This window comes from Nocardia jiangsuensis (genome assembly GCF_042650385.1).
GTDB classification, from domain to species: domain Bacteria; phylum Actinomycetota; class Actinomycetes; order Mycobacteriales; family Mycobacteriaceae; genus Nocardia; species Nocardia jiangsuensis.
In genome coordinates, this window is the sequence record NZ_JBHSAX010000013.1 from 294,000 (window position 1) to 313,022 (window position 19,023).

Below are 19,023 nucleotides of genomic sequence, written 5' to 3' on the forward strand. Positions count from 1 at the left end.
TCGCGGTGCTCCCGGTTGTCCAGCGGCGGAATTTCTTGCCGCACAGAACCTTCGGTCAGACGGTGAAGCCGAGCGCGCGCAACTGCTCGCGGCCGTCGTCGGTGATCTTGTCCGGCCCCCACGGCGGAATCCAGACCCAATTGATCTTCAGATCCTCGACCAGCCCGCTGCGCACCAGCGCGTTGCGCGCCTGGTCCTCGATCACGTCGGTGAGCGGGCAGGCGGCGGAGGTCAGCGTCATGTCGAGGACGGCGACGTCCTCCTCCACCGCGAAGCCGTAGACCAGCCCGAGATCGACGACATTGATGCCGAGTTCGGGGTCGACGACATCGCGCATCGCCTCCTCGAGGTCCTCGAGCAGCTTGGCGTCCTCGGCCGAGAGCTCGGCCTCCGGCGCGGTGGTCTCGGGTGTCTCCGTCATGACCCGCTTCCCTTCGATCGCTGATCCTCGATGCGCACCACCGCGTCCTTGAACGCCATCCAGCCCAGCAGGGCGCACTTGACGCGGGCGGGGTACTTGGCGACCCCGGCGAAGGCGATGCCGTCGCCGATCACGTCCTCGTCGCCCTCCACGGTGCCACGACTGGAGATCATCTCGCCGAACGAGTCGACCACCTTCATGGCCTGCTGCACCGGCAGCCCGATCACCTGGTCGGTGAGGACCGAGGTGCTGGCCTGGCTGATCGAGCAGCCCTGGCCGTCGTAGGAGACGTCGGCGATCTCGCCGGCGTCGTCGATGGCGACGCGGAGCGTCACCTCGTCACCGCAGGTCGGGTTGACGTGGTGCACCTCGGCGCCGAACGGCTCGCGCAGCCCGCGGTGGTGCGGGTGCTTGTAGTGGTCCAGGATCACTTCCTGGTACATCTGCTCCATGCGCATGATCTAGGCAACCCCGAAGAACTCGCGAGCCTTCCGCACCGCCGCCACCAGCGCGTCCACCTCGTCCAGGGTGTTGTAGACCGCGAAGGAGGCGCGGGCCGTCGCCGCGACGCCGAAGCGCCGGTGCAGCGGCCAGGCGCAGTGGTGCCCGACCCGGATGGCGACGCCCTGGTCGTCCAGGATCTGCCCGACGTCGTGCGCGTGGATCCCGTCCACCACGAACGCGACCGCGCCGCCGCGCTCCACGTTCTGCGCCGGCCCGACGATCCGCACGCCCTCGATCCCGGAGATCCCGGCCAGCGCGGCGTCGACCAGCGCGTGCTCGTGCGCGGCGACGGCGTCCATGCCGATCGCCTCCAGGTATCGAACGGCCGCGCCGAGCCCGACCACCTGCGAGGTCATCGGTACCCCTGCCTCGAAGCGCTGCGGCGGCGGGGCGTAGGTGCTGCGCTCCATGGTGACGGTCTCGATCATGGAGCCGCCGGTGATGAAGGGCGGGGTCTCCGCCAGCAGCGCGCGGCGCCCGAAGAGCACGCCGACGCCGGAGGGGCCGAGCATCTTGTGCCCGGAGAAGGCCGCGTAATCCACACCGAGCGCGCGGAAGTCGACCGGCGCGTGCGGCACCGACTGGCAGGCGTCCAGCACCACCAGCGCGCCGACGGCCTTCGCCCGGCGCACCAGCTCCTCGACCGGTGCCACGGCACCGGTGACGTTGGACTGGTGCGTGAACGCGACCACCTTGGTGGCGGGCGACAGCTCCAGCGAATCGAGATCGATCCGGCCGTCCTCGGTGACCCCGTACCACTTCAGCGTGGCGCCGGTGCGCCGCGCGAGCTCCTGCCAGGGCACGAGGTTCGCGTGGTGCTCCAGCTCGGTGACGACGATCTCGTCGCCCGGCCCGACGTGGAACGGGAAGCGGTCGTCGGCGAAGGCGTAGGTCACCAGGTTCAGCGATTCGGTCGCGTTCTTGGTGAACACGACCTCGTCGGCCTCGACGCCGACGAAGCGCGCGATATCGGCTCGCGCGCCCTCGTAGGCGTCGGTGGCCTCCTCGGCCAGCTGGTGCGCGCCCCGGTGCACCGCCGAGTTCCGGGTGACGAGGAACTCACGCTCGGCGTCGAGTACCGCCACCGGGCGCTGCGACGTGGCCCCGGAATCCAGGTACACCAGTGGTTTTCCCTCGCGCACCGTGCGGCTCAGGATCGGGAAGTCGGCCCGGATCCTGGCCACGTCGAGCACGCGCTCGGGTGCTGCGGTCATATCAGGCTCCGGCGGTCGCGGTCTGGGTGAAGCGGGCGTAGCCTCCTGCGTCCAGCTCGTCGGCGAGTTCGGCGCCGCCCTCGGCGACGATCCGGCCGCCGACGAAGACGTGCACGAACTCCGGCTGGATGTAGCGCAGGATGCGGGTGTAGTGCGTGATCAGCAGGACCCCGCCGTTCTCCTGTTCCTGGTAGCGGTTGACGCCGTCGGAGACGATCCGCAGCGCATCGACGTCCAGGCCGGAGTCGGTCTCGTCCAGGATCGCGATCTTCGGCTTCAGCAGCCCGAGCTGCAGGATCTCGTGCCGCTTCTTCTCACCACCGGAGAAGCCCTCGTTCACGCTGCGCTCGGCGAAGGCGGCGTCGACCTCGAGCGCGCTCATCGACTCCTTCACCTCCTTGACCCAGTGCCGCAGCTTGGGCGCCTCGCCGCGGACGGCGGTGGCGGCGGTGCGCAGGAAGTTCGACACGGAGACGCCGGGCACCTCGACCGGGTACTGCATCGCGAGGAAGAGCCCGGCGCGGGCGCGCTCGTCCACCGTCATGGCGAGCACATCCTCGCCGTCCAGGGTGATCGAGCCGGAGGTCACGGTGTACTTGGGGTGACCGGCGATGGCGTAGGAGAGCGTGGACTTCCCGGAGCCGTTGGGGCCCATGATGGCGTGCGTCTCACCGGAGCGCACGGTGAGGTTCACGCCCTTGAGGATCTCCTTGGTCTCGCCCTCGGGGGTCGTGATCGCGGCGTGCAGGTCCTTGATTTCCAGGGTGGTCATGAGTGTCCTTCGGGGGCTGTGGAATGCGGTGTCAGGCGCCGATCGCGGCGAGTTCGGCCTCGATGGCCGCCTCCAGCCGCTCCCGCACCTCGGGGACAGCGATCTTCTGGATGATCTCGTGGAAGAACCCGCGCACGACGAGGCGGCGCGCCACGTCCTCCGGGATGCCACGGGCACGCAGGTAGAACAGCTGCTCGTCGTCGAACCGGCCGGTGGCCGATGCGTGCCCGGCGCCGACGATCTCACCGGTCTCGATCTCCAGGTTCGGCACCGAGTCGGCGCGGGCGCCGTCGGTGAGCACCAGGTTGCGGTTCAGCTCGAAGGTGTCGGTGCCATCGGCCGCCGCGCGGATCAGCACGTCGCCGACCCACACGGTGCGGGCATCGCCCTTCGGCGAATCCGGATCGCCCTGCAGCGCACCCTTGTACATGACGTTGGACTTGCAGTTCGGCACCGCGTGGTCGACCAGCAGCCGCTGCTCGAAGTGCTGCCCCGCGTCGGCGAAGTACAGCCCGAGCAGCTCGGCGTCGCCGCCGGGGCCCGCGTAGCGCACGGTGCCGGTGAGCCGCACCAGGTCGCCGCCGAGCGTGACGGCGGTGTGCCGGAGCGTGGCGTCCCGGCCGAGCAGCGCGTGGTGCGCGGTGACGTGCACGGTGTCGTCGGCCCAGTCCTGCACCGCGACCACGGTGAGCCGGGCGCTGTCGCCGAGCACGAATTCCACGTTCTCCGCGTAGGTTCCGCTGCCGCGCAGGTCGATCACCACGGTGGCGGCGGCGAAGTTGCCGAGCCGCACCTGGAGGTGGCCGTAGGCGGTGTGGCCTGCGCCGGGGCCGGTGATCGTCACGGTGACGGGTTCGGCCACCTCGACCTCCGCGCCGACCGACAGCACGGTGGCCTGCTCGAAGCCCGAGTAGGCCTGCGCGGCGACGCGATCGGCGGGGGTCCCGGCCGCGCCGAGGCGCGCGTCGTCGCGGCCGACGGTCTCGATCGTGACCCCGTCCACCGGGGTCACCTCGACCGTCGCGCTGCCGTCGCGGGTCGCGGTGCCGTCGTGCAGCCCGCGCAGCCGGCGCAGCGGCGTGAACCGCCACGCCTCGTCGCGGCCCGACGGCACCTCGAAGGCGTCGACGTCGAACGAGGTGAAGACCTCACCCTTGTTGACCGCCGGGCGGCGCTCGACGGCCTCGGCCACATTCTCGGCGGACATCAGCCGACCGCCCCTTCCATCTGCAGCTCGATCAGCCGGTTCAGCTCCAGCGCGTACTCCATGGGGAGCTCCCTGGCGATCGGCTCCACGAAGCCGCGGACCACCATCGCCATCGCCTCGTCCTCGGTGAGGCCGCGGCTCATCAGGTAGAACAGCTGGTCCTCGGAGACCTTGGAGACGGTCGCCTCGTGGCCCATGGTGACGTCGTCCTCGCGGATGTCGACGTAGGGGTAGGTGTCCGAGCGGCTCACCGTGTCCACCAGCAGCGCATCGCACTTCACCGTCGACCTGGAGCCGTACGCGCCCTTGTTGACCTGGACCAGGCCGCGGTACGAGGCCCGGCCGCCGCCGCGCGCCACCGACTTCGAGATGATGTTCGACGAGGTGTGCGGCGCCAGGTGCAGCATCTTCGCGCCGGTGTCCTGGTGCTGGCCCTCGCCGGCGAAGGCGATGGAGAGCACCTCGCCCCTGGCGTGCTCGCCGGTCATCCAGACCGCCGGGTACTTCATGGTGACCTTCGAGCCGATATTGCCGTCGACCCACTCCATGGTCGCGCCCGCCTCCGCCTTGGCCCGCTTGGTGACCAGGTTGTAGACGTTGTTCGACCAGTTCTGGATGGTGGTGTAGCGGCAGCGGCCGCCCTTCTTCACCACGATCTCGACCACCGCGGAGTGCAGCGAGTCGGACTTGTAGATCGGCGCGGTGCAGCCCTCGACGTAGTGCACGTAGGCGCCCTCGTCGACGATGATCAGGGTGCGCTCGAACTGCCCCATGTTCTCGGTGTTGATCCGGAAGTAGGCCTGCAGCGGGATGTCGACGTGCACGCCGGGCGGCACGTAGATGAAGGAGCCGCCGGACCACACCGCGGTGTTCAGCGCGGAGAACTTGTTGTCGCCCGCCGGGATGACGGAGCCGAAGTACTCCTGGAAGAGCTCGGGGTGCTCGCGCAGGCCGCTGTCGGTGTCGAGGAAGATGACGCCCTGCTGCTCCAGGTCCTCGCGGATCTGGTGGTAGACCACCTCGGACTCGTACTGCGCGGCGACGCCGGAGACCAGCCGCTGCTTCTCCGCCTCCGGGATGCCGAGCCGGTCGTAGGTGTTCTTGATGTCCGCGGGCAGATCCTCCCAGGAGGCGGCCTGCTTCTCGGTGGAGCGCACGAAGTACTTGATGTTGTCGAAGTCGATGCCGTCCAGGTTCGAGCCCCAGTTCGGCATGGGCTTGCGGTCGAAGATGCGCAGCGCCTTGAGGCGCACGTCGAGCATCCACTCCGGCTCGCTCTTCTTGTCCGAGATGTCGCGCACGACGGCTTCGGAGAGGCCGCGCTGCGCGGCAGCGCCCGCCGCGTCCGAATCGGACCAGCCGTAGCCGTAGGTCCCCAGGGACGCGATGGTCTCTTCCTGGGATAGCGGCTGAACCGGATCGGTGGTCGTCGTCATTCGGCACTCCTTCCGGAGTTCTCGGTAGTGACCGCCGCGGGCTGTGCAGCGGTGGCTTTCGGTGCGCGTACGAGGAGCGGGACGTGCGTGGTGCAGGCGCAGTCGCCGTTGGCGATGGTGGCCAGGCGCTGCACGTGGGTGCCGAGCAGTTCCCGGAAGGCCGTCAACTCGGCCTCGCACAGCTCGGGGAACTCCTCGGCGACGTGCGCGACCGGGCAGTGGTGCTGGCAGATCTGGACACCGGCGCCGACCTTCCTCGTCGTCGCCGCGAAGCCGGCGCCCGCGAACGCGCCGGCGATCTCGTCGGCCTTCTCGGCGATCTCACCGGCATCGCGCCGGTCGTCGTGCGCGAGCGGCTCGACCTCGCCGACGATGGCCTCGACCCGATCGCGCGCGAAATCCTGGACGGCCTGCTGGCCGCCGAGCGTACGGAGCCGGCGCATGGCGGCCCCGGCCAGGTCGTCGTAGGCGTGCCCCATCCGGCCGCGGCCCGCCGCGGTGAGCTGGAACTGCTTGGCCGGGCGGCCGCGCCCCCGCTGCTGCCACGGCGCCGAGCGGGCTGCCCTGGCCTGGCCCGACTCGATCAGCGCGTCCAGGTGCCTGCGCACCCCAGCGGGGCTGAGGCCGAGCCGGCTGCCGACGGCGGTGGCCGTGATCGGCCCCTCCTCCAGCAGCAGCTGCACGATGGCGGCGCGGGTCTGCCCCTCGACCGGGACAGCGGCGGGCGCGGCGCCGGCCGGGCGGCCGGTTCCGTCGTCCTCGTTCCGCAAATCCACGGTTTTCACAACACAAGTGTGGCGGAATTACTTCCCGAAATCTAATAAGGGTGCCCTGAGCTGCCGCATCGCCGCTCCGAGCGGACCTGCCGTTCAGGTGGGGAATCGCCCGATTCGCCCGCTTTTCGGAGCCCAGGATGCGACGAACGCCACATCGCGAAAATATTTCGGGGTCCGTGTCGATCTGCCCGGCTGCCGTTCGACGCTGTGGGTGAGAGGGTCGAGACACGATCCCGACAGAGAGGCAGAACCGTGAAGTACATGCTGATCATGCGGACCACCGACGAGGCGCTCGCCGCATCCGCCGAGGTGGATTTCGAGCAGATCATCGCCGAGATGGGCGCCTTCAACGAGTCCATGATCAAGGCCGGGGTGCTGGCGGGCGGCGACGGCCTGACCGACGCCGCCGAGGGCTTCGTCATCGAGTTCACCGACGAGGAGCCGCTGATCACCGACGGCCCGTACGGCGAGACCAAGGAGCTGTTCAACGGCTTCTGGATCCTCGATGTGGCCTCCGCCGAGGAGGCGGCCGAGTGGGCCCGCAAGGCGCCGCTCGGCAAGGGCAACAAGCTCGAGGTGCGCCGGATCGCCGGCGTCGAGGACTTCCCGGCCGACAACGAGTGGATCCAGAAGGAAGCGGGCTGGCGCGCGGAGTCCGAGGCGAAGAACTCCTGAGATGACCGGAACGGTCCAGGGCCGGGTCGCCGCGGTGTGGCGGATGGAATCCGCGCGCATCGTGGCGGCCCTGACCCGCTCGCTCGGCGACTTCGGCATCGCCGAGGACGCCGCCCAGGAGGCGCTCGCGGACGCGCTCGCGCAGTGGCCCGAGCGCGGCGTACCGGACAACCCCGGCGCCTGGCTCACCACCGTCGCCCGGCGCAGGGCGATCGACGTGCTGCGCCGCGCGGAGCGGCACGACGACCGGCTCACCGTGCTCGGCGCGGAGCTGCGCGAAGGCGAACCCGACGAGGAGCACTGGACCGGCTCGCCGTGGGATCCGGACCGGATCGACGACGATGTCCTCGGGCTGATCTTCATCTCCTGCCACCCGGTGCTGGCCAGGCAGGCGCAGGTGGCGCTGACGCTGCGCGTGGTCGGCGGTCTGACCGGCGAGGAGATCGCCCGCGCCTGCCTGATCTCCACCCCCGCCGTGCAGCAGCGCATCGTGCGCGCCAAGAAGACGCTGGCCGCCGCGAACGTCCCGTTCGAGCTGCCCCCGCGCAGCGAATTCGGCCGGCGCCTCACCGGCGTCCTCGCCGTCCTCTACCTCATGTTCAACGAGGGCTACGCCGCCAGCCGCGGCACCGACTGGATGCGCCCCGAGCTGAGCCGCGAGGCGCTGCGCCTGGCCAGGGTGCTGGCCGAGCTGGTCCCCGACGAGCCGGAGGCACACGGCCTGGTCGCCCTCATGGAGCTGACCGCGGCCCGCTTCCCGGCCCGCCTCGACCGCAACGGCGACCCCGTCCTGCTCGCCGACCAGGACCGCACCCGCTGGGAGCGCGGCGGCATCACCCGCGGCAGGACCGCGCTCGCCAGGGGCGACGCCCTTCGCCGCGGCCGCGGCAAATACGCACTGCAGGCGGCCATCGCCGAGTGCCACGCCGTCGCCGCATCGGTGGACGACACCGACTGGGAGCGCATAGTCCTGCTCTACGAGGCCCTCGGCCGCATCGCGCCGAACCCGGTGGTCGAACTCAACCGGGCCGCTGCCGTGGCCATGGCCACCGGCCCCGCCGCCGCCCTGCGCATCCTGGACGCGCTCGACGCGGGCGGCGAGCTCGACCGCTACCACCTGCTCCCCGCCACCCGTGGCGAACTCCTGGCCCGACTGGGCCGCTCGGCCGAGGCACGGGCCGCCCTGGAATCCGCCGCCGCCATGACCGGCAACGCCCGCGAACGCGAGGTACTACTGCGCCGCGCCTCCGAAGTGTGACCCGCGCACCCCGAATCGACCCGACGCGAAGGCGAAGCCGTTGAGAAATCATCCGAAGCACGCCGCCGGAACGCACCGATCCGCCGACTAGGCTGACCGCCGTGGCGGTACTAACGGGCGCGCGGCGTCGGATTGTGGCATTCGGACGCCGAGCTCTCGGTCTGGACGTACCCGCCGATCACACCATCGCGGTGCTGCACACCGACGAGAAGGAAGTCCCCGGGCTCGACCACGTCGAGCTGCGCCAGCTCGACCGCATCCGCCTGCTCGGCGCCACCGGCACCGTGCTCATGGCGATCGCCGCGCTCGGCATCGGCGCCCAGCCGGTCCACCAGAACCCGGTCTCCGGAGTCCGGGTGCTCGGCATCTTCGCCCGCGCGCACACCGGCTCACTCGCCATGTGCATGGTCGGCTCGGCCATCGTGGTCCTCGCCTGGCTGCTGCTGGGCCGCTTCGCCATCGGCAGCCTCGGCGGCTCGCCGAGACACCGGGTCTCCCGCTCGCAGCTGGACCGCACGCTGCTGCTCTGGATCCTGCCGCTGAGCGTGGCCCCGCCGCTGTTCAGCAACGACGTCTACTCGTACCTGGCGCAGAGCGAGATCGCCGGGCGCGGGATCGACCCGTACTCGGAGGGCCCGGTGGCCGGGCTCGGCATCGACAACGTGCTCACCAACAACGTCCCGACCATCTGGCGCGACACCCCCGCGCCCTACGGCCCGCTGTTCCTCTGGGTCGGCCGCGGTATCGCCGAGCTGACCGGGGAGAACATCATCGCCGGGGTGTGGGCGCACCGCGCGCTCGCCCTGGCCGGGGTGGCGCTCATCGTGTGGGCGCTGCCGCGGCTCTCGGTGCGCTGCGGGGTGGCGCCGGTGAGCGCGCTCTGGCTCGGCGCCTGCAACCCGCTGGTCCTGTTCCACCTGGTCGGCGGGGTGCACAACGACGCGCTGATGCTCGGGCTGATGCTGGCGGGGCTGGAGTTCTGCCTGCGCGCCATCGAGGACTCGCCGATCTTCGACGCCCGCACCTACGCCCTGTTGATCGGCGGGGTGGTGACGATCACGCTCTCCTCCACCATCAAGTTCACCTCGATCATCGCGCTCGGCTTCGTCGGCATGGCGCTGGCTCGGCGCTGGGGCGCGGGGCCGTGGTCGGTGCTCAGGGCCGCGCTACTGCTCGCCCTGGTCGCGGGGGTGACGACGGTGGCGATCAGCGCCGTGAGCGGGCTCGGCTTCGGCTGGCTCTACACGCTGAACACGGCGAGCGCGGTGCGCAGCTGGATGTCGCTGCCGACCGCGCTCGGCGTGATCACCGGCTTCGGCGGCGTGCTGCTCGGGCTCGGCGACCACACCACCGCGCTGCTCAGCATCACCAGGCCGATCGCCGCGCTCGGCGCCGCCTTCATCGCGCTGCGCATGCTGGTGGCGACCAATACCGGGCGGCTGCACCCGGTCGGCGCGCTCGGCGTCGCGCTCGGCGCCATCGTGCTGCTCTTCCCGGTGGTGCAGCCCTGGTACCTGCTCTGGGCCATCGTGCCGCTGGCGGCGTGGGCCACCCGGCCCGCCTTCCGCGGCCCCGCGGTGGTGGTGCCCGCGATCGTGAGCGTGATCGCCATGCCGCGCGGCGCGGAGTTCGAGGTGTTCCAGATCGTGGGCGCGGCGGTGGCCGGGGTGATCGTGGTCGTGCTGTTCGTTGTACTCACCAAAAACCGGTTGCCCTGGCGCCGGACGGGGGTGTCGGCTCCGTCACAGCCGGCGAATGCCTACGGTGTGACATCGTGACCGCTGCCTCCGATCTCGCGCTCCGCGTCGACGGCGTCGTCAAGCGCTACGGCGAGACCGTCGCGGTCGACGGGCTGACCTTCGACGTGCGGCGCACGGAGGTGCTGGCGCTGCTCGGGCCGAACGGCGCGGGCAAGACCAGCACGGTGGAGATCTGCGAGGGCTTCCTGCGCCCGGAGGCGGGCAGCGTGCGGGTGCTCGGCCTCGACCCGATCGCCGATTCCGAGGCGCTGCGCCCGCGGATCGGCGTCATGCTGCAGGGCGGCGGCGCCTACCCGGGTTCCAGGGCGGGCGAGATGCTGGAGCTGATCGCCGCCTACTCGGCGAACCCGCTCGACCCGGAGTGGCTGCTCGGCATGCTCGGGCTGCGCGAACACCGGCGCACCCCCTACCGCAGGCTCTCCGGCGGGCAGCAGCAGCGGCTGGCGCTGGCCTGCGCGCTGGTCGGGCGGCCGGAGCTGGTCTTCCTGGACGAGCCCACCGCCGGGCTGGACGCCCAGGCCAGGCTGATCGTCTGGGAGCTGGTGGCCGCGCTGCGCCGCGACGGCGTGACCGTCGTGCTCACCACGCACCTGATGGACGAGGCCGAGCAGCTGGCCGACCGGCTGGTCATCATCGACCGCGGCCGGATCGTCGCGCAGGGCACGCCCGCCGAGGTCACCGCGCACGGCGCCGCGGGCCAGCTGCGCTTCGCGGCGCCCCCGAAGCTCGACCTCGAACTGCTGGCCAGGGCGCTGCCGGAGGGCTTCGCGCCGCGCGAGACCGCGCCGGGCGCCTACCTCATCGAGGGCGAGATCGACCCGCAGGTGCTGGCCACCGTGACGGCGTGGTGCGCGCGGCAGAACGTGCTCGCCACCGACATCCGGATCGACCAGCGCCGCCTCGAGGACGTCTTCCTCGAACTCACCGGACGGGAGCTGCGCGGATGAGCGCCGACTCGGAGAACCGGTTCGCGCCGGGCACCTTCGTCCCCGACCCGCGCCCGGCGGGCCGGGCCGCCATGCTCGCCGCGCAGACCCGGCTGGAGCTGGTGCTGCTGCTGCGCAACGGCGAGCAGCTGCTGCTCACCATGTTCATCCCGATCACCCTGCTGGTCGGGCTCACGCTGCTGCCCTTCGGCGACCTCGGCACCGAGCGGGTGGACACCATCGTGCCCGCCGTGATGATGGTCGCGGTGATGTCGACCGCGTTCACCGGGCAGGCCATCGCGGTCGGCTTCGACCGGCGCTACGGCGCGCTCAAGCGGCTCGGCGCGACGGCGCTGCCGCGCTGGGGCATCATCGCGGGAAAGAGCGGCGCGGTGGTGCTCGTGGTGATCGTGCAGGCGCTGCTGCTCGGCGCGATCGGGCTGGCGCTGGGCTGGCGGCCGGAGCCGGGCGGGCTGCTGCTCGGTGCCGCGGTGATCGCGCTCGGCACCGCCACCTTCGCCGCGCTCGGGCTGCTGCTCGGCGGCACCCTGCGCGCGGAGATCGTGCTGGCGCTGGCCAATATCCTCTGGTTCGTCATGCTCGGCATCGCCAGCGTGCACTTCGCCGCGGGCTCGGTGCCGGACGCCGTGCACACCCTGGTCCGGCTGGTGCCCTCCGGTGCGCTCGCGGTGGCGCTGGAGGAGGCCATGCGCGGGGCGGTGGACTGGCTCGGGCTGGTGGTGCTCGCGGTGTGGGGGCTGGTCGGCGGCGCGGCCGCGGTGCGCTGGTTCCGGTTCCAGTAGCCCTCAACGACACGGCGTAGTACGCGCGCTACCATCGTCGCGTGGTGTACCGCGCCTTCCTGCGAATCGTCGACCGGCTCCCGCTCCCCTCGTTGCGAGCGCAGCGGCTGATCGCGTTCGCGGTGATCCTCACCCAGGCCGGGATCTCGGTGACCGGGGCGGTCGTCCGGGTCACCGCCTCCGGGCTCGGCTGCCCGACCTGGCCGCAGTGCTTCCCCGGCAGCTTCACCCCGGTCGGGGTCTCCGAGGTGCCGGTGGTGCACCAGGCGGTGGAGTTCGGCAATCGGCTGCTCACCTTCGCGGTGACGCTCTGCGCGGCGCTGGTGGTGCTGGCGGTGGTCAGGGCGCGGCGCAGGCGTTCGGTGCTGGTGTACGCCTGGCTGATGCCGGGCGGCACCGTGCTGCAGGCGGTCATCGGCGGGATCACCGTGCTCACCGGGCTGCTCTGGTGGACCGTCGCGGTGCACCTGCTGGTCTCCATGGTGATGGTGTGGCTCGCCACGGTGCTGTACGCCGAGATCGGCGAGCCGGACGACGGGGTCCGGGTGGCGCAGGCGCCGAGACCGCTGCGCCTGCTGACGATCCTGAGCGGGGTCGCGCTGGCCGGGGTGCTGATCGCGGGCACGCTGGTGACCGGGGCCGGGCCGCACGCGGGCGACAAGAGCATCGAGCGGCCGGTGGAGCGGTTGCAGGTCGAGATCGTGACGCTGGTGCACCTGCACGCGCAGTTGCTCGTCGGGTACCTGGCGCTGCTGGTCGGGCTCGGCTTCGGGCTGTACGCGGTGGGGATCACCCGCGCGGTGCGGACCCGGCTCTTCGTGCTGATCGGGCTGGTCTGCGCGCAGGCGCTGGTCGGGCTGGTGCAGTACCTCACCGACGTGCCCGCGGCGTTGGTCGCCGTGCACGTCGGCGGCGCCGCCGCCTGCACCGCCGCGACCGCCGCGCTCTGGGCCGCGCTGCACCGCCGCGAGCGGGTCCCGGCCGAGCACCCCACCCCCGCCGCCGCCTGACCGCCGAGGTCCCGCCTCGGCGTCTCACCCGTGGAGCGGGCCGGAGCCGGGGCCGTCGGCTCCGGCAGAAACCAGTCGAACGGCGCTTGCGCCGGGTGATGTAGGCGGCAGCGATCGCCAGGGGCCATTCGAGCTCCGGCGACCAGCGGGCGGGCAGGAAGGCACCGCTGCGACCTGCGCGGGACCCGCCACCGCCGGAGTCGGGCAACCACTCGGCGCACCAGGGACTTTCGGCCCTGCTTCGGGGTCCCTCGGCCCGATGACGCCGGGACCGCTCGCTGCCAAGGTGGAGCGACCGGTTCGCACGTCCCTGGGGAGGACAACCATGCAGGTGGCTCAGCAGTCGATCGTCGTCGGGATCGATGGCACCGCACCGGCGCTCGCGGCGGCCCGCTGGGCCGCGGCACTGGCGGCCAGGCGCGGGGCGCCGCTGATCCTGGTGAGCGTCATCGCGGTACCCGACACCAGGATCGTCGCGCCGCGCTGGGCCGACGCCGACCTGCGCGACCTACTCCGCGCCGAGGGCCGCCGCGCGGTGCGGCAGGCCGCCGCCGTGGTCCAAACCGACCGCCCCGGCGTCGAGCCGACCCAGCTGGTGCTCGACGGCGATCCCGCCGCCGAACTGCTGGTCGCCGCCGAATCCGCGCGGCTGCTCGTGGTCGCGGCCGGGGGCGCGAGCCCGCTGCGCACCCTGCTGCTCGGCTCGACCGCGCTGCGGGTGGCGGACAAGGCGCTGTGCCCGGTCGCGATCTGGCGCGGCGACCCGGACGCCCCGCTGCCCGGCCGCGGCCCGGTGCTGGCCGGGGTGGACGGCAGCCCCTGCGGCGACGTCGCCCTCGAGCACGCCTTCGACCTGGCCTCGCTGCTCGGCACCGAACTGGTCGCGCTGCACGCCTGGAACGACCCCGACCTGCTGCGCTGGTCGGCCGCGCCGGAGGACGAGCGGGCGCTCGCCGAGCGCGAGACCGAGCTGCTCGGCGAGCGGCTGGCGGGCTGGCCGGAGAAGTACCCGGACGTGGCCGTCACCCGCGTGGTCAGGAAGTCGCCCGCGGCCTCCGCGCTGCTCGCCGAGGCGGAGACGGCGAGCCTGGTCGTGGCCGGAACGCACGGCCGGAACCGGCTGGTGCGCACCATGATCGGCTCCACCAGCCAGAATCTGCTGCACCACGCCCCCTGCCCGGTCGTCCTCTGCCGGCTCCCCGCCTGACCCGAACCCCCCTGCGCCGGAACCCCTTCGCGACGCCCGTCGGCGATCACCGGTGATGTTCGCCGGTTCCGCCGCGTTCGATGCGGCGGGTGACGCGTGCGCGAGGGCAGTGGGGGGGATCGGGAGCGGCCTGTCCGGCAAGCGGCGGCCGGATGCCGGGGCGAAGCGGGGATTCGCGGAGCGGGAGTTCAGCGAGCGGGCGCTGGCGCGCACCAGGCCGGTGTGGTGCACGCGGAGTTCGACGCGGAGCAGTCGGTCGTCGCCTGCCGTGACGCACGCGGCCGGGGCGAGGGCCGGGTGGCCGGGCTGGGCGGCGGTGGCGCCGCACCCCGCGCCCGACACTGCGGCAGGCCGGTGCACTGAGCGCCCGGTGCGGGGGCCGGGCTCAGCGCTCGTTGCGCGCCTTCGGGAACGTCGTCTGCTTCGCGACCCAGCCGGCCATCCGGGCGTAGTGCCCGCGCCGCGGGGTGGCCGCGGAGCTGAGCTCGCGGTTCCACTCCTCGGCGGCGGTCAGCCCGTCGACCCGGTCGACCAGGGCCTCGGCGGCTGCCCGGCTGCCGACGACCCGGTCGCCGAGCACCCCGTCGTCGCCGACCAGCGTCACCCGGACGCCCTCGGTCCCCAGCGACTGCAGCACCGCGGTGGCCGACCCCCCGTGCTCGGCGACGAAGGTCTGCACCGACTTGACGATCTCGCCCGGCACCTTCGCCGTGGCCTCGGTCGCTTGCGCACTCATACCCGAGATCTTACCCGCGGGTAGCCCGGCGCCGACCGCCCGCGGGTGTAGAAATGGAACACATGCGTGCCATCCAGGTAATCGAGATCGGCGGTCCCGAGGTCCTGCGGAGTGCCGAACTCCCCGACCCGAAGCCGGGCCCGAGCGATCTGCTGGTGCGGACGGCGGCGATCGGGGTCAACTTCATCGACACCTACATCCGCACCGGCCGCTACCCCGTCGAGCTGCCGTACGTGCCGGGCGCGGAGGGCACCGGCGAGGTCGTCGCGGTGGGCGGTGACGTCACCGAATTCGCCGAGGGCGACACCGTGGCCTGGGCCGACGCGCCGGGCAGCTACGCCGAGCTGACCGTGGTCCCGGCCGCGAAGGCGATCGGCGTCCCGGCCGGGGTCGAGCCCGCGGTCGCCGCCTCCGCACTGCTCCAGGGAATGACCGCGCACTATCTGCTGACATCGGTGTACGAGCCGAAGGTCGGCGAGACCGTGCTGGTGCACGCGGGCGCGGGCGGCGTCGGGCTGATCCTGACCCAGCTCGCGGTGGCCCGCGGCGTCCGGGTGATCAGCACCGTCTCCACCGACGAGAAGGAGGCGCTCGCCCGCGAGGCCGGCGCGACCGAGGTGCTGCGCTACGCCGACGACCTGGCCGACCAGGTGCGCGGGCTGACCGGCGGCGACGGCGTCGCCGCGGTGTACGACGGCGTCGGCGCGGACACCTTCGAGGCGAGCCTCGGCGCGCTGCGGATCCGCGGCACGCTGGCGCTCTTCGGCGCGGCGAGCGGCCCGGTCCCCCCGTTCGACCTGCAGCGGCTGAACCCGGCGGGCTCGCTCTTCGTCACCCGCCCGACGCTGGCGCACTACACCCGCGACCGCTCCGAGCTGCTCTGGCGCGCGGGCGACGTGCTGGAGGCGATCGCCGACGGCTCGCTCGCGGTCCGGGTCGGCGCGAGCTACCCGCTGGCCGAGGCCGAACGCGCGCACCGTGATCTGGAGGGCCGCCGGACCACCGGCTCGATCGTGCTGACGCCCTAGAAGAGGCTGCCGATGGTGTCCCAGCCGAGCACGGAGTCCACCGCGAGCCCGCAGAAGACCACCGCGAGGTAGTTGTTCGACTGCAGGAAGAGCCGCAGCGGCTTCACCGACTCGCCGCGCCGCACCCCGGCGTACAGCTGGTGCGCCATGAGCAGGAACCAGGCCCCGGCCACCAGCGCCACCGCGGCGTAGATCACGCCGGTGGCCGGGACCAGCGCCAGCGTGGTGAGCACGGTGAGCCAGGTGTAGATCACGATCTGCCTGGTGACCACCTGCTCGGTGGCGACCACCGGCAGCATCGGCACCCCGGCCGCGCGGTAGTCCTCCTTGTAGCGCATGGCCAGCGCCCAGGTGTGCGGCGGCGTCCAGAAGAAGATCACGCCGAAGAGCGCGACCGCGGGCCAGCCGATGCCGCCGGTGACCGCGGACCAGCCGACCAGCGCGGGCATGCACCCGGCCGCCCCGCCCCACACCACGTTCTGCGAGGTGCGGCGCTTGAGCCCGAGCGTGTAGACGAAGACGTAGAACAGGATCGTCGCCACGACGAGCGCGCCGCTGAGCAGGTTCGCCTGCCACCAGAGCCAGGCGAACGAGCCGATGCCGAGCAGCACGCCGAAGACGAAGGCGTTCCTGGTCGACACCGCGTCCCTGGCCAGCGGCCGCTTGGCGGTGCGCTTCATGACCTTGTCGATATCGGCGTCCGCCACGCAGTTCAGCGTGTTGGCGCTGGCCGCGCCCATCCAGCCGCCGAACAGCGTGACCAGGATGAGCCGGATGTCGACGGTGCCGCGATCGGCGAGCAGCATGGTGGGGATCGTCGCGACCAGCAGCAGCTCGATGACCCGCGGCTTGGTCAGCGCGATGTAGGCGAGCACCCGGCGCATCGCGCGCGAGGGGAAGCCGCTACCGGAGAAGCGGTCGACCAGCGTGGTGCCGGAGGAGCCGTGCGCACCAAGGTCGTCCTGTCGTGGATCGATCGGCACTGTTTCTCCTCGCACGCTGTGCATCGCCTCCGGTCGGCTACTACTACAGAGGATGGTAGACCCCCGACACCCCAGGGTTGTCGGGGGCGGTGGGCCCGGGCACCTCTAGGGTGGGCAGCACACCCCGCCGTCGACGAAACCAGTACAGGAGAACCTCCGTCGTGTCAGTGACAGACGACATCCGCGCGCTCACTCAGCCGAACCACCCGGACGACTGGACGGACCTGGACACCAAGGCCGTCGACACCGTCCGCGTCCTCGCCGCCGACGCGGTGCAGAACGCGGGCAACGGCCACCCTGGCACCGCCATGAGCCTGGCGCCGCTCGCCTACACCCTGTTCCAGCGCACCCTGCGGCACGATCCGGCCGACCCCGAGTGGGTGGGGCGCGACCGCTTCGTGCTGTCCTGCGGGCACTCCAGCCTGACCCTCTACATCCAGCTCTACCTGGCCGGGTTCGGCCTGGAGCTGGACGACCTGAAGAACCTGCGCAAGTGGGGCTCGCTGACCCCCGGCCACCCGGAGTACCGGCACACCAAGGGCGTCGAGATCACCACCGGCCCGCTGGGCCAGGGGCTGGCCTCCGCCGTCGGCATGGCCATGGCCGCCCGCCGCGAGCGCGGTCTCCTCGACCCCGACGCCCCCGCCGGCGAGAGCCCGTTCGACCACCACATCTACGTGATCGCCTCGGACGGCGACATGGAGGAGGGCGTCACCGCGGAGGCGTCGTCGCTCGCGGGCACCCAGCAGCTCGGCAACCTGACGCTGATCTACGACGACAACAAGATCTCCATCGAGGACGACACCACCATCGCCTTCACCGAGGACGTCGCCAAGCGCTACGAGGCGTACGGCTGGCACGTGCAGGAGGTGAACGGCGGCGAGGACGTCGTCGCCATCGAGGCCGCGCTGGCGGCGGCGAAGGCCGAGACCACCCGCCCCTCGATCATCGTGCTGCGCACCATCATCGGCTTCCCCGCTCCGACCAAGCAGAACACCGGCTCCTCGCACGGCGCGGCGCTCGGCGCGGACGAGGTCGCGGGCACCAAGCGCGCGCTCGGCTTCGACCCGGACAAGAGCTTCGAGGTCGCCCCCGAGGTCATCGCGCACACCCGCAGGGCCGCCGAGCGCGGCGCGCGGGCACACGCCGACTGGACGATCGAGTTCGACGCCTGGGCGCAGCGCGTGCCCGAAGGCAAGAAGCTCTTCGACCGGCTCTTCAACGGCGAGCTGCCCGACGGCTGGGCCGACGGCCTGCCCACCTGGGAGCCGGACGCCAAGGGGCTGGCCACCCGCAAGGCCTCGGCCAAGGTGCTCGCCGCGCTCGGCCCGGTGCTGCCCGAGCTCTGGGGCGGCTCGGCCGACCTGGCGGAATCCAACAACACCACCATCCCGGACTCGGCCAGCTTCGGCCCCGAGGAGATCTCCACCGGGATGTGGAAGGCCAACCCGTACGGCCGCACGCTGCACTTCGGCGTCCGCGAGCACGCCATGGGCGCGATCCTGAACGGCATCGTGCTGCACGGCCCGACCCGTCCGTACGGCGGCACCTTCCTGGTGTTCAGCGACTACATGCGCCCGGCGGTGCGGCTGGCCGCGATCATGCGGGCACCGACCACCTACGTGTGGACGCACGACTCCATCGGCCTCGGCGAGGACGGCCCGACGCACCAGCCGATCGAGCACCTCGCGGTGCTGCGCGCCATCCCCGGGCTGAACGTGGTGCGTCCCGGTGACGCCAACGAGACCGCCTACGCCTGGCGCTCGGTGCTGGAGAAGCACAGCGGCAAGCACAACTCGCCGTTCGTCTCGCACGAGCGGGCCGGGCTGGGCGGCCCCGCCGCGCTGGCGCTGACCAGGCAGGACCTGCCGGTGCTCGAGGGCACCAGCTTCGAGGGCGTGAGCAAGGGCGGGTACATCCTGGCCGAGGCGTCCAGCGCCACCCCCCAGGTGATTCTGATCGCCACGGGCTCCGAGCTCCAGCTCGCCGTCGCGGCCCGCACTACGCTGGAGGAGCAGGGCATCGCGACCCGCGTGGTCTCGATGCCGTGCGTGGAGTGGTTCGACGCGCAGGACAAGGCCTACCGGGACGAGGTGCTGCCCCCCGGCGCCACCGCCAGGGTGGTCGTCGAGGCCGGCATCGCGATGCCGTGGCACCGGTTCGCCGGCGACGCGGGCGAGATCGTGTCGATCGAGCACTTCGGCGCCTCCGCCGACTACAAGACCCTGTTCCGCGAATTCGGCTTCACCCCCGAAGCCGTCGTCGATGCCGCACACCGCACGCTCGAGAACGTGAAGGGATAGCGCT

18 protein-coding genes are annotated in these 19,023 nt (G+C 71.9%); 9 read left to right on the forward strand and 9 right to left on the reverse strand.

Annotation, left to right across the window (positions count from 1 at the left end):
- Positions 1–55: 55 nt before the first annotated feature.
- Genes ACFO0B_RS12970 through ACFO0B_RS13000 form a run of 7 tightly spaced genes read right to left on the reverse strand, consistent with a single transcriptional unit; the run spans position 56 to position 6,330 of the window.
- Positions 56–421, reverse strand: a complete 366-nt coding sequence (locus ACFO0B_RS12970; protein ID WP_378612653.1) for a metal-sulfur cluster assembly factor — start codon at positions 419–421, stop codon at positions 56–58.
- Positions 418–879, reverse strand: coding sequence for a Fe-S cluster assembly sulfur transfer protein SufU (sufU, locus tag ACFO0B_RS12975; RefSeq protein WP_378612654.1), 462 nt, complete (start codon positions 877–879; stop codon positions 418–420). The genes ACFO0B_RS12970 and sufU overlap by 4 nt, the downstream gene beginning before the upstream one ends.
- A 3-nt stretch (positions 880–882) precedes the next feature.
- Positions 883–2,139: a cysteine desulfurase gene (locus ACFO0B_RS12980; protein WP_378612655.1), complete on the reverse strand. Its 1,257-nt coding sequence runs from the start codon at positions 2,137–2,139 to the stop codon at positions 883–885.
- A 1-nt stretch (position 2,140) separates the two neighbouring features.
- The gene (gene sufC / locus ACFO0B_RS12985; RefSeq protein WP_378612656.1) at positions 2,141–2,911 is read right to left on the reverse strand and encodes a Fe-S cluster assembly ATPase SufC; all 771 of its coding nucleotides are present in this window, start codon (positions 2,909–2,911) and stop codon (positions 2,141–2,143) included.
- Between the two features lie 31 nt (positions 2,912–2,942).
- Positions 2,943–4,118 (reverse strand): Fe-S cluster assembly protein SufD, encoded by a 1,176-nt coding sequence (sufD, locus tag ACFO0B_RS12990; RefSeq protein ID WP_378612657.1) that lies wholly within the window; start codon positions 4,116–4,118, stop codon positions 2,943–2,945.
- Positions 4,118–5,554: a Fe-S cluster assembly protein SufB gene (gene sufB / locus ACFO0B_RS12995; protein ID WP_378612658.1), complete on the reverse strand. Its 1,437-nt coding sequence runs from the start codon at positions 5,552–5,554 to the stop codon at positions 4,118–4,120. The genes sufD and sufB overlap by 1 nt, the downstream gene beginning before the upstream one ends.
- Positions 5,551–6,330 carry a helix-turn-helix transcriptional regulator gene (locus ACFO0B_RS13000; protein ID WP_378612876.1) on the reverse strand — a complete coding sequence of 260 codons (780 nt, stop codon included), beginning with the start codon at positions 6,328–6,330 and terminating at the stop codon, positions 5,551–5,553. The genes sufB and ACFO0B_RS13000 overlap by 4 nt, the downstream gene beginning before the upstream one ends.
- 252 nt (positions 6,331–6,582) lie before the next feature.
- Between ACFO0B_RS13000 and ACFO0B_RS13005 the strand changes: the two genes are divergently transcribed.
- The 7 genes from ACFO0B_RS13005 to ACFO0B_RS13035 all read left to right on the forward strand — a co-directional run bounded on the left by ACFO0B_RS13005 (position 6,583) and on the right by ACFO0B_RS13035 (position 13,969).
- On the forward strand, positions 6,583–7,005 hold the full coding sequence (locus tag ACFO0B_RS13005; protein ID WP_378612659.1) for a YciI family protein: 423 nt from the start codon (positions 6,583–6,585) through the stop codon (positions 7,003–7,005).
- A gap of 1 nt (position 7,006) precedes the next feature.
- Positions 7,007–8,263, forward strand: a complete 1,257-nt coding sequence (locus tag ACFO0B_RS13010; RefSeq protein WP_378612660.1) for an RNA polymerase sigma factor — start codon at positions 7,007–7,009, stop codon at positions 8,261–8,263.
- Between the two features lie 101 nt (positions 8,264–8,364).
- Positions 8,365–10,041, forward strand: a complete 1,677-nt coding sequence (gene mptB / locus ACFO0B_RS13015; protein ID WP_378612661.1) for a polyprenol phosphomannose-dependent alpha 1,6 mannosyltransferase MptB — start codon at positions 8,365–8,367, stop codon at positions 10,039–10,041.
- Positions 10,038–10,970: an ABC transporter ATP-binding protein gene (locus ACFO0B_RS13020; RefSeq protein WP_378612662.1), complete on the forward strand. Its 933-nt coding sequence runs from the start codon at positions 10,038–10,040 to the stop codon at positions 10,968–10,970. Before mptB ends, ACFO0B_RS13020 begins: the two co-directional genes overlap by 4 nt.
- Positions 10,967–11,752, forward strand: a complete 786-nt coding sequence (locus tag ACFO0B_RS13025; protein WP_378612663.1) for an ABC transporter permease — start codon at positions 10,967–10,969, stop codon at positions 11,750–11,752. The genes ACFO0B_RS13020 and ACFO0B_RS13025 overlap by 4 nt, the downstream gene beginning before the upstream one ends.
- Positions 11,753–11,793: 41 nt before the next feature.
- Positions 11,794–12,762, forward strand: a complete 969-nt coding sequence (locus ACFO0B_RS13030) for a COX15/CtaA family protein (RefSeq protein WP_378612664.1) — start codon at positions 11,794–11,796, stop codon at positions 12,760–12,762.
- Positions 12,763–13,087: 325 nt separating this feature from the next.
- Entirely contained in the window at positions 13,088–13,969 is an 882-nt protein-coding gene (locus tag ACFO0B_RS13035; RefSeq protein WP_378612665.1) for a universal stress protein, read from the forward strand.
- Positions 13,970–14,354: 385 nt separating this feature from the next.
- On the opposite strand, the gene ACFO0B_RS13040 is transcribed toward ACFO0B_RS13035, so the two are convergent.
- Positions 14,355–14,705: a hypothetical protein gene (locus ACFO0B_RS13040; protein WP_378612666.1), complete on the reverse strand. Its 351-nt coding sequence runs from the start codon at positions 14,703–14,705 to the stop codon at positions 14,355–14,357.
- Between the two features lie 62 nt (positions 14,706–14,767).
- Between ACFO0B_RS13040 and ACFO0B_RS13045 the strand changes: the two genes are divergently transcribed.
- Entirely contained in the window at positions 14,768–15,733 is a 966-nt protein-coding gene (locus ACFO0B_RS13045) for a quinone oxidoreductase family protein (protein WP_378612877.1), read from the forward strand.
- On the opposite strand, the gene ACFO0B_RS13050 is transcribed toward ACFO0B_RS13045, so the two are convergent.
- Positions 15,730–16,617: a heme o synthase gene (locus ACFO0B_RS13050; protein WP_378612878.1), complete on the reverse strand. Its 888-nt coding sequence runs from the start codon at positions 16,615–16,617 to the stop codon at positions 15,730–15,732. The two genes, ACFO0B_RS13045 and ACFO0B_RS13050, sit on opposite strands and share 4 nt — an antisense overlap.
- A gap of 260 nt (positions 16,618–16,877) precedes the next feature.
- On the opposite strand from ACFO0B_RS13050, the gene tkt reads away from it, so the two are divergent.
- Positions 16,878–19,019: a transketolase gene (tkt, locus tag ACFO0B_RS13055; RefSeq protein WP_378612667.1), complete on the forward strand. Its 2,142-nt coding sequence runs from the start codon at positions 16,878–16,880 to the stop codon at positions 19,017–19,019.
- Positions 19,020–19,023 lie beyond the last annotated feature (4 nt).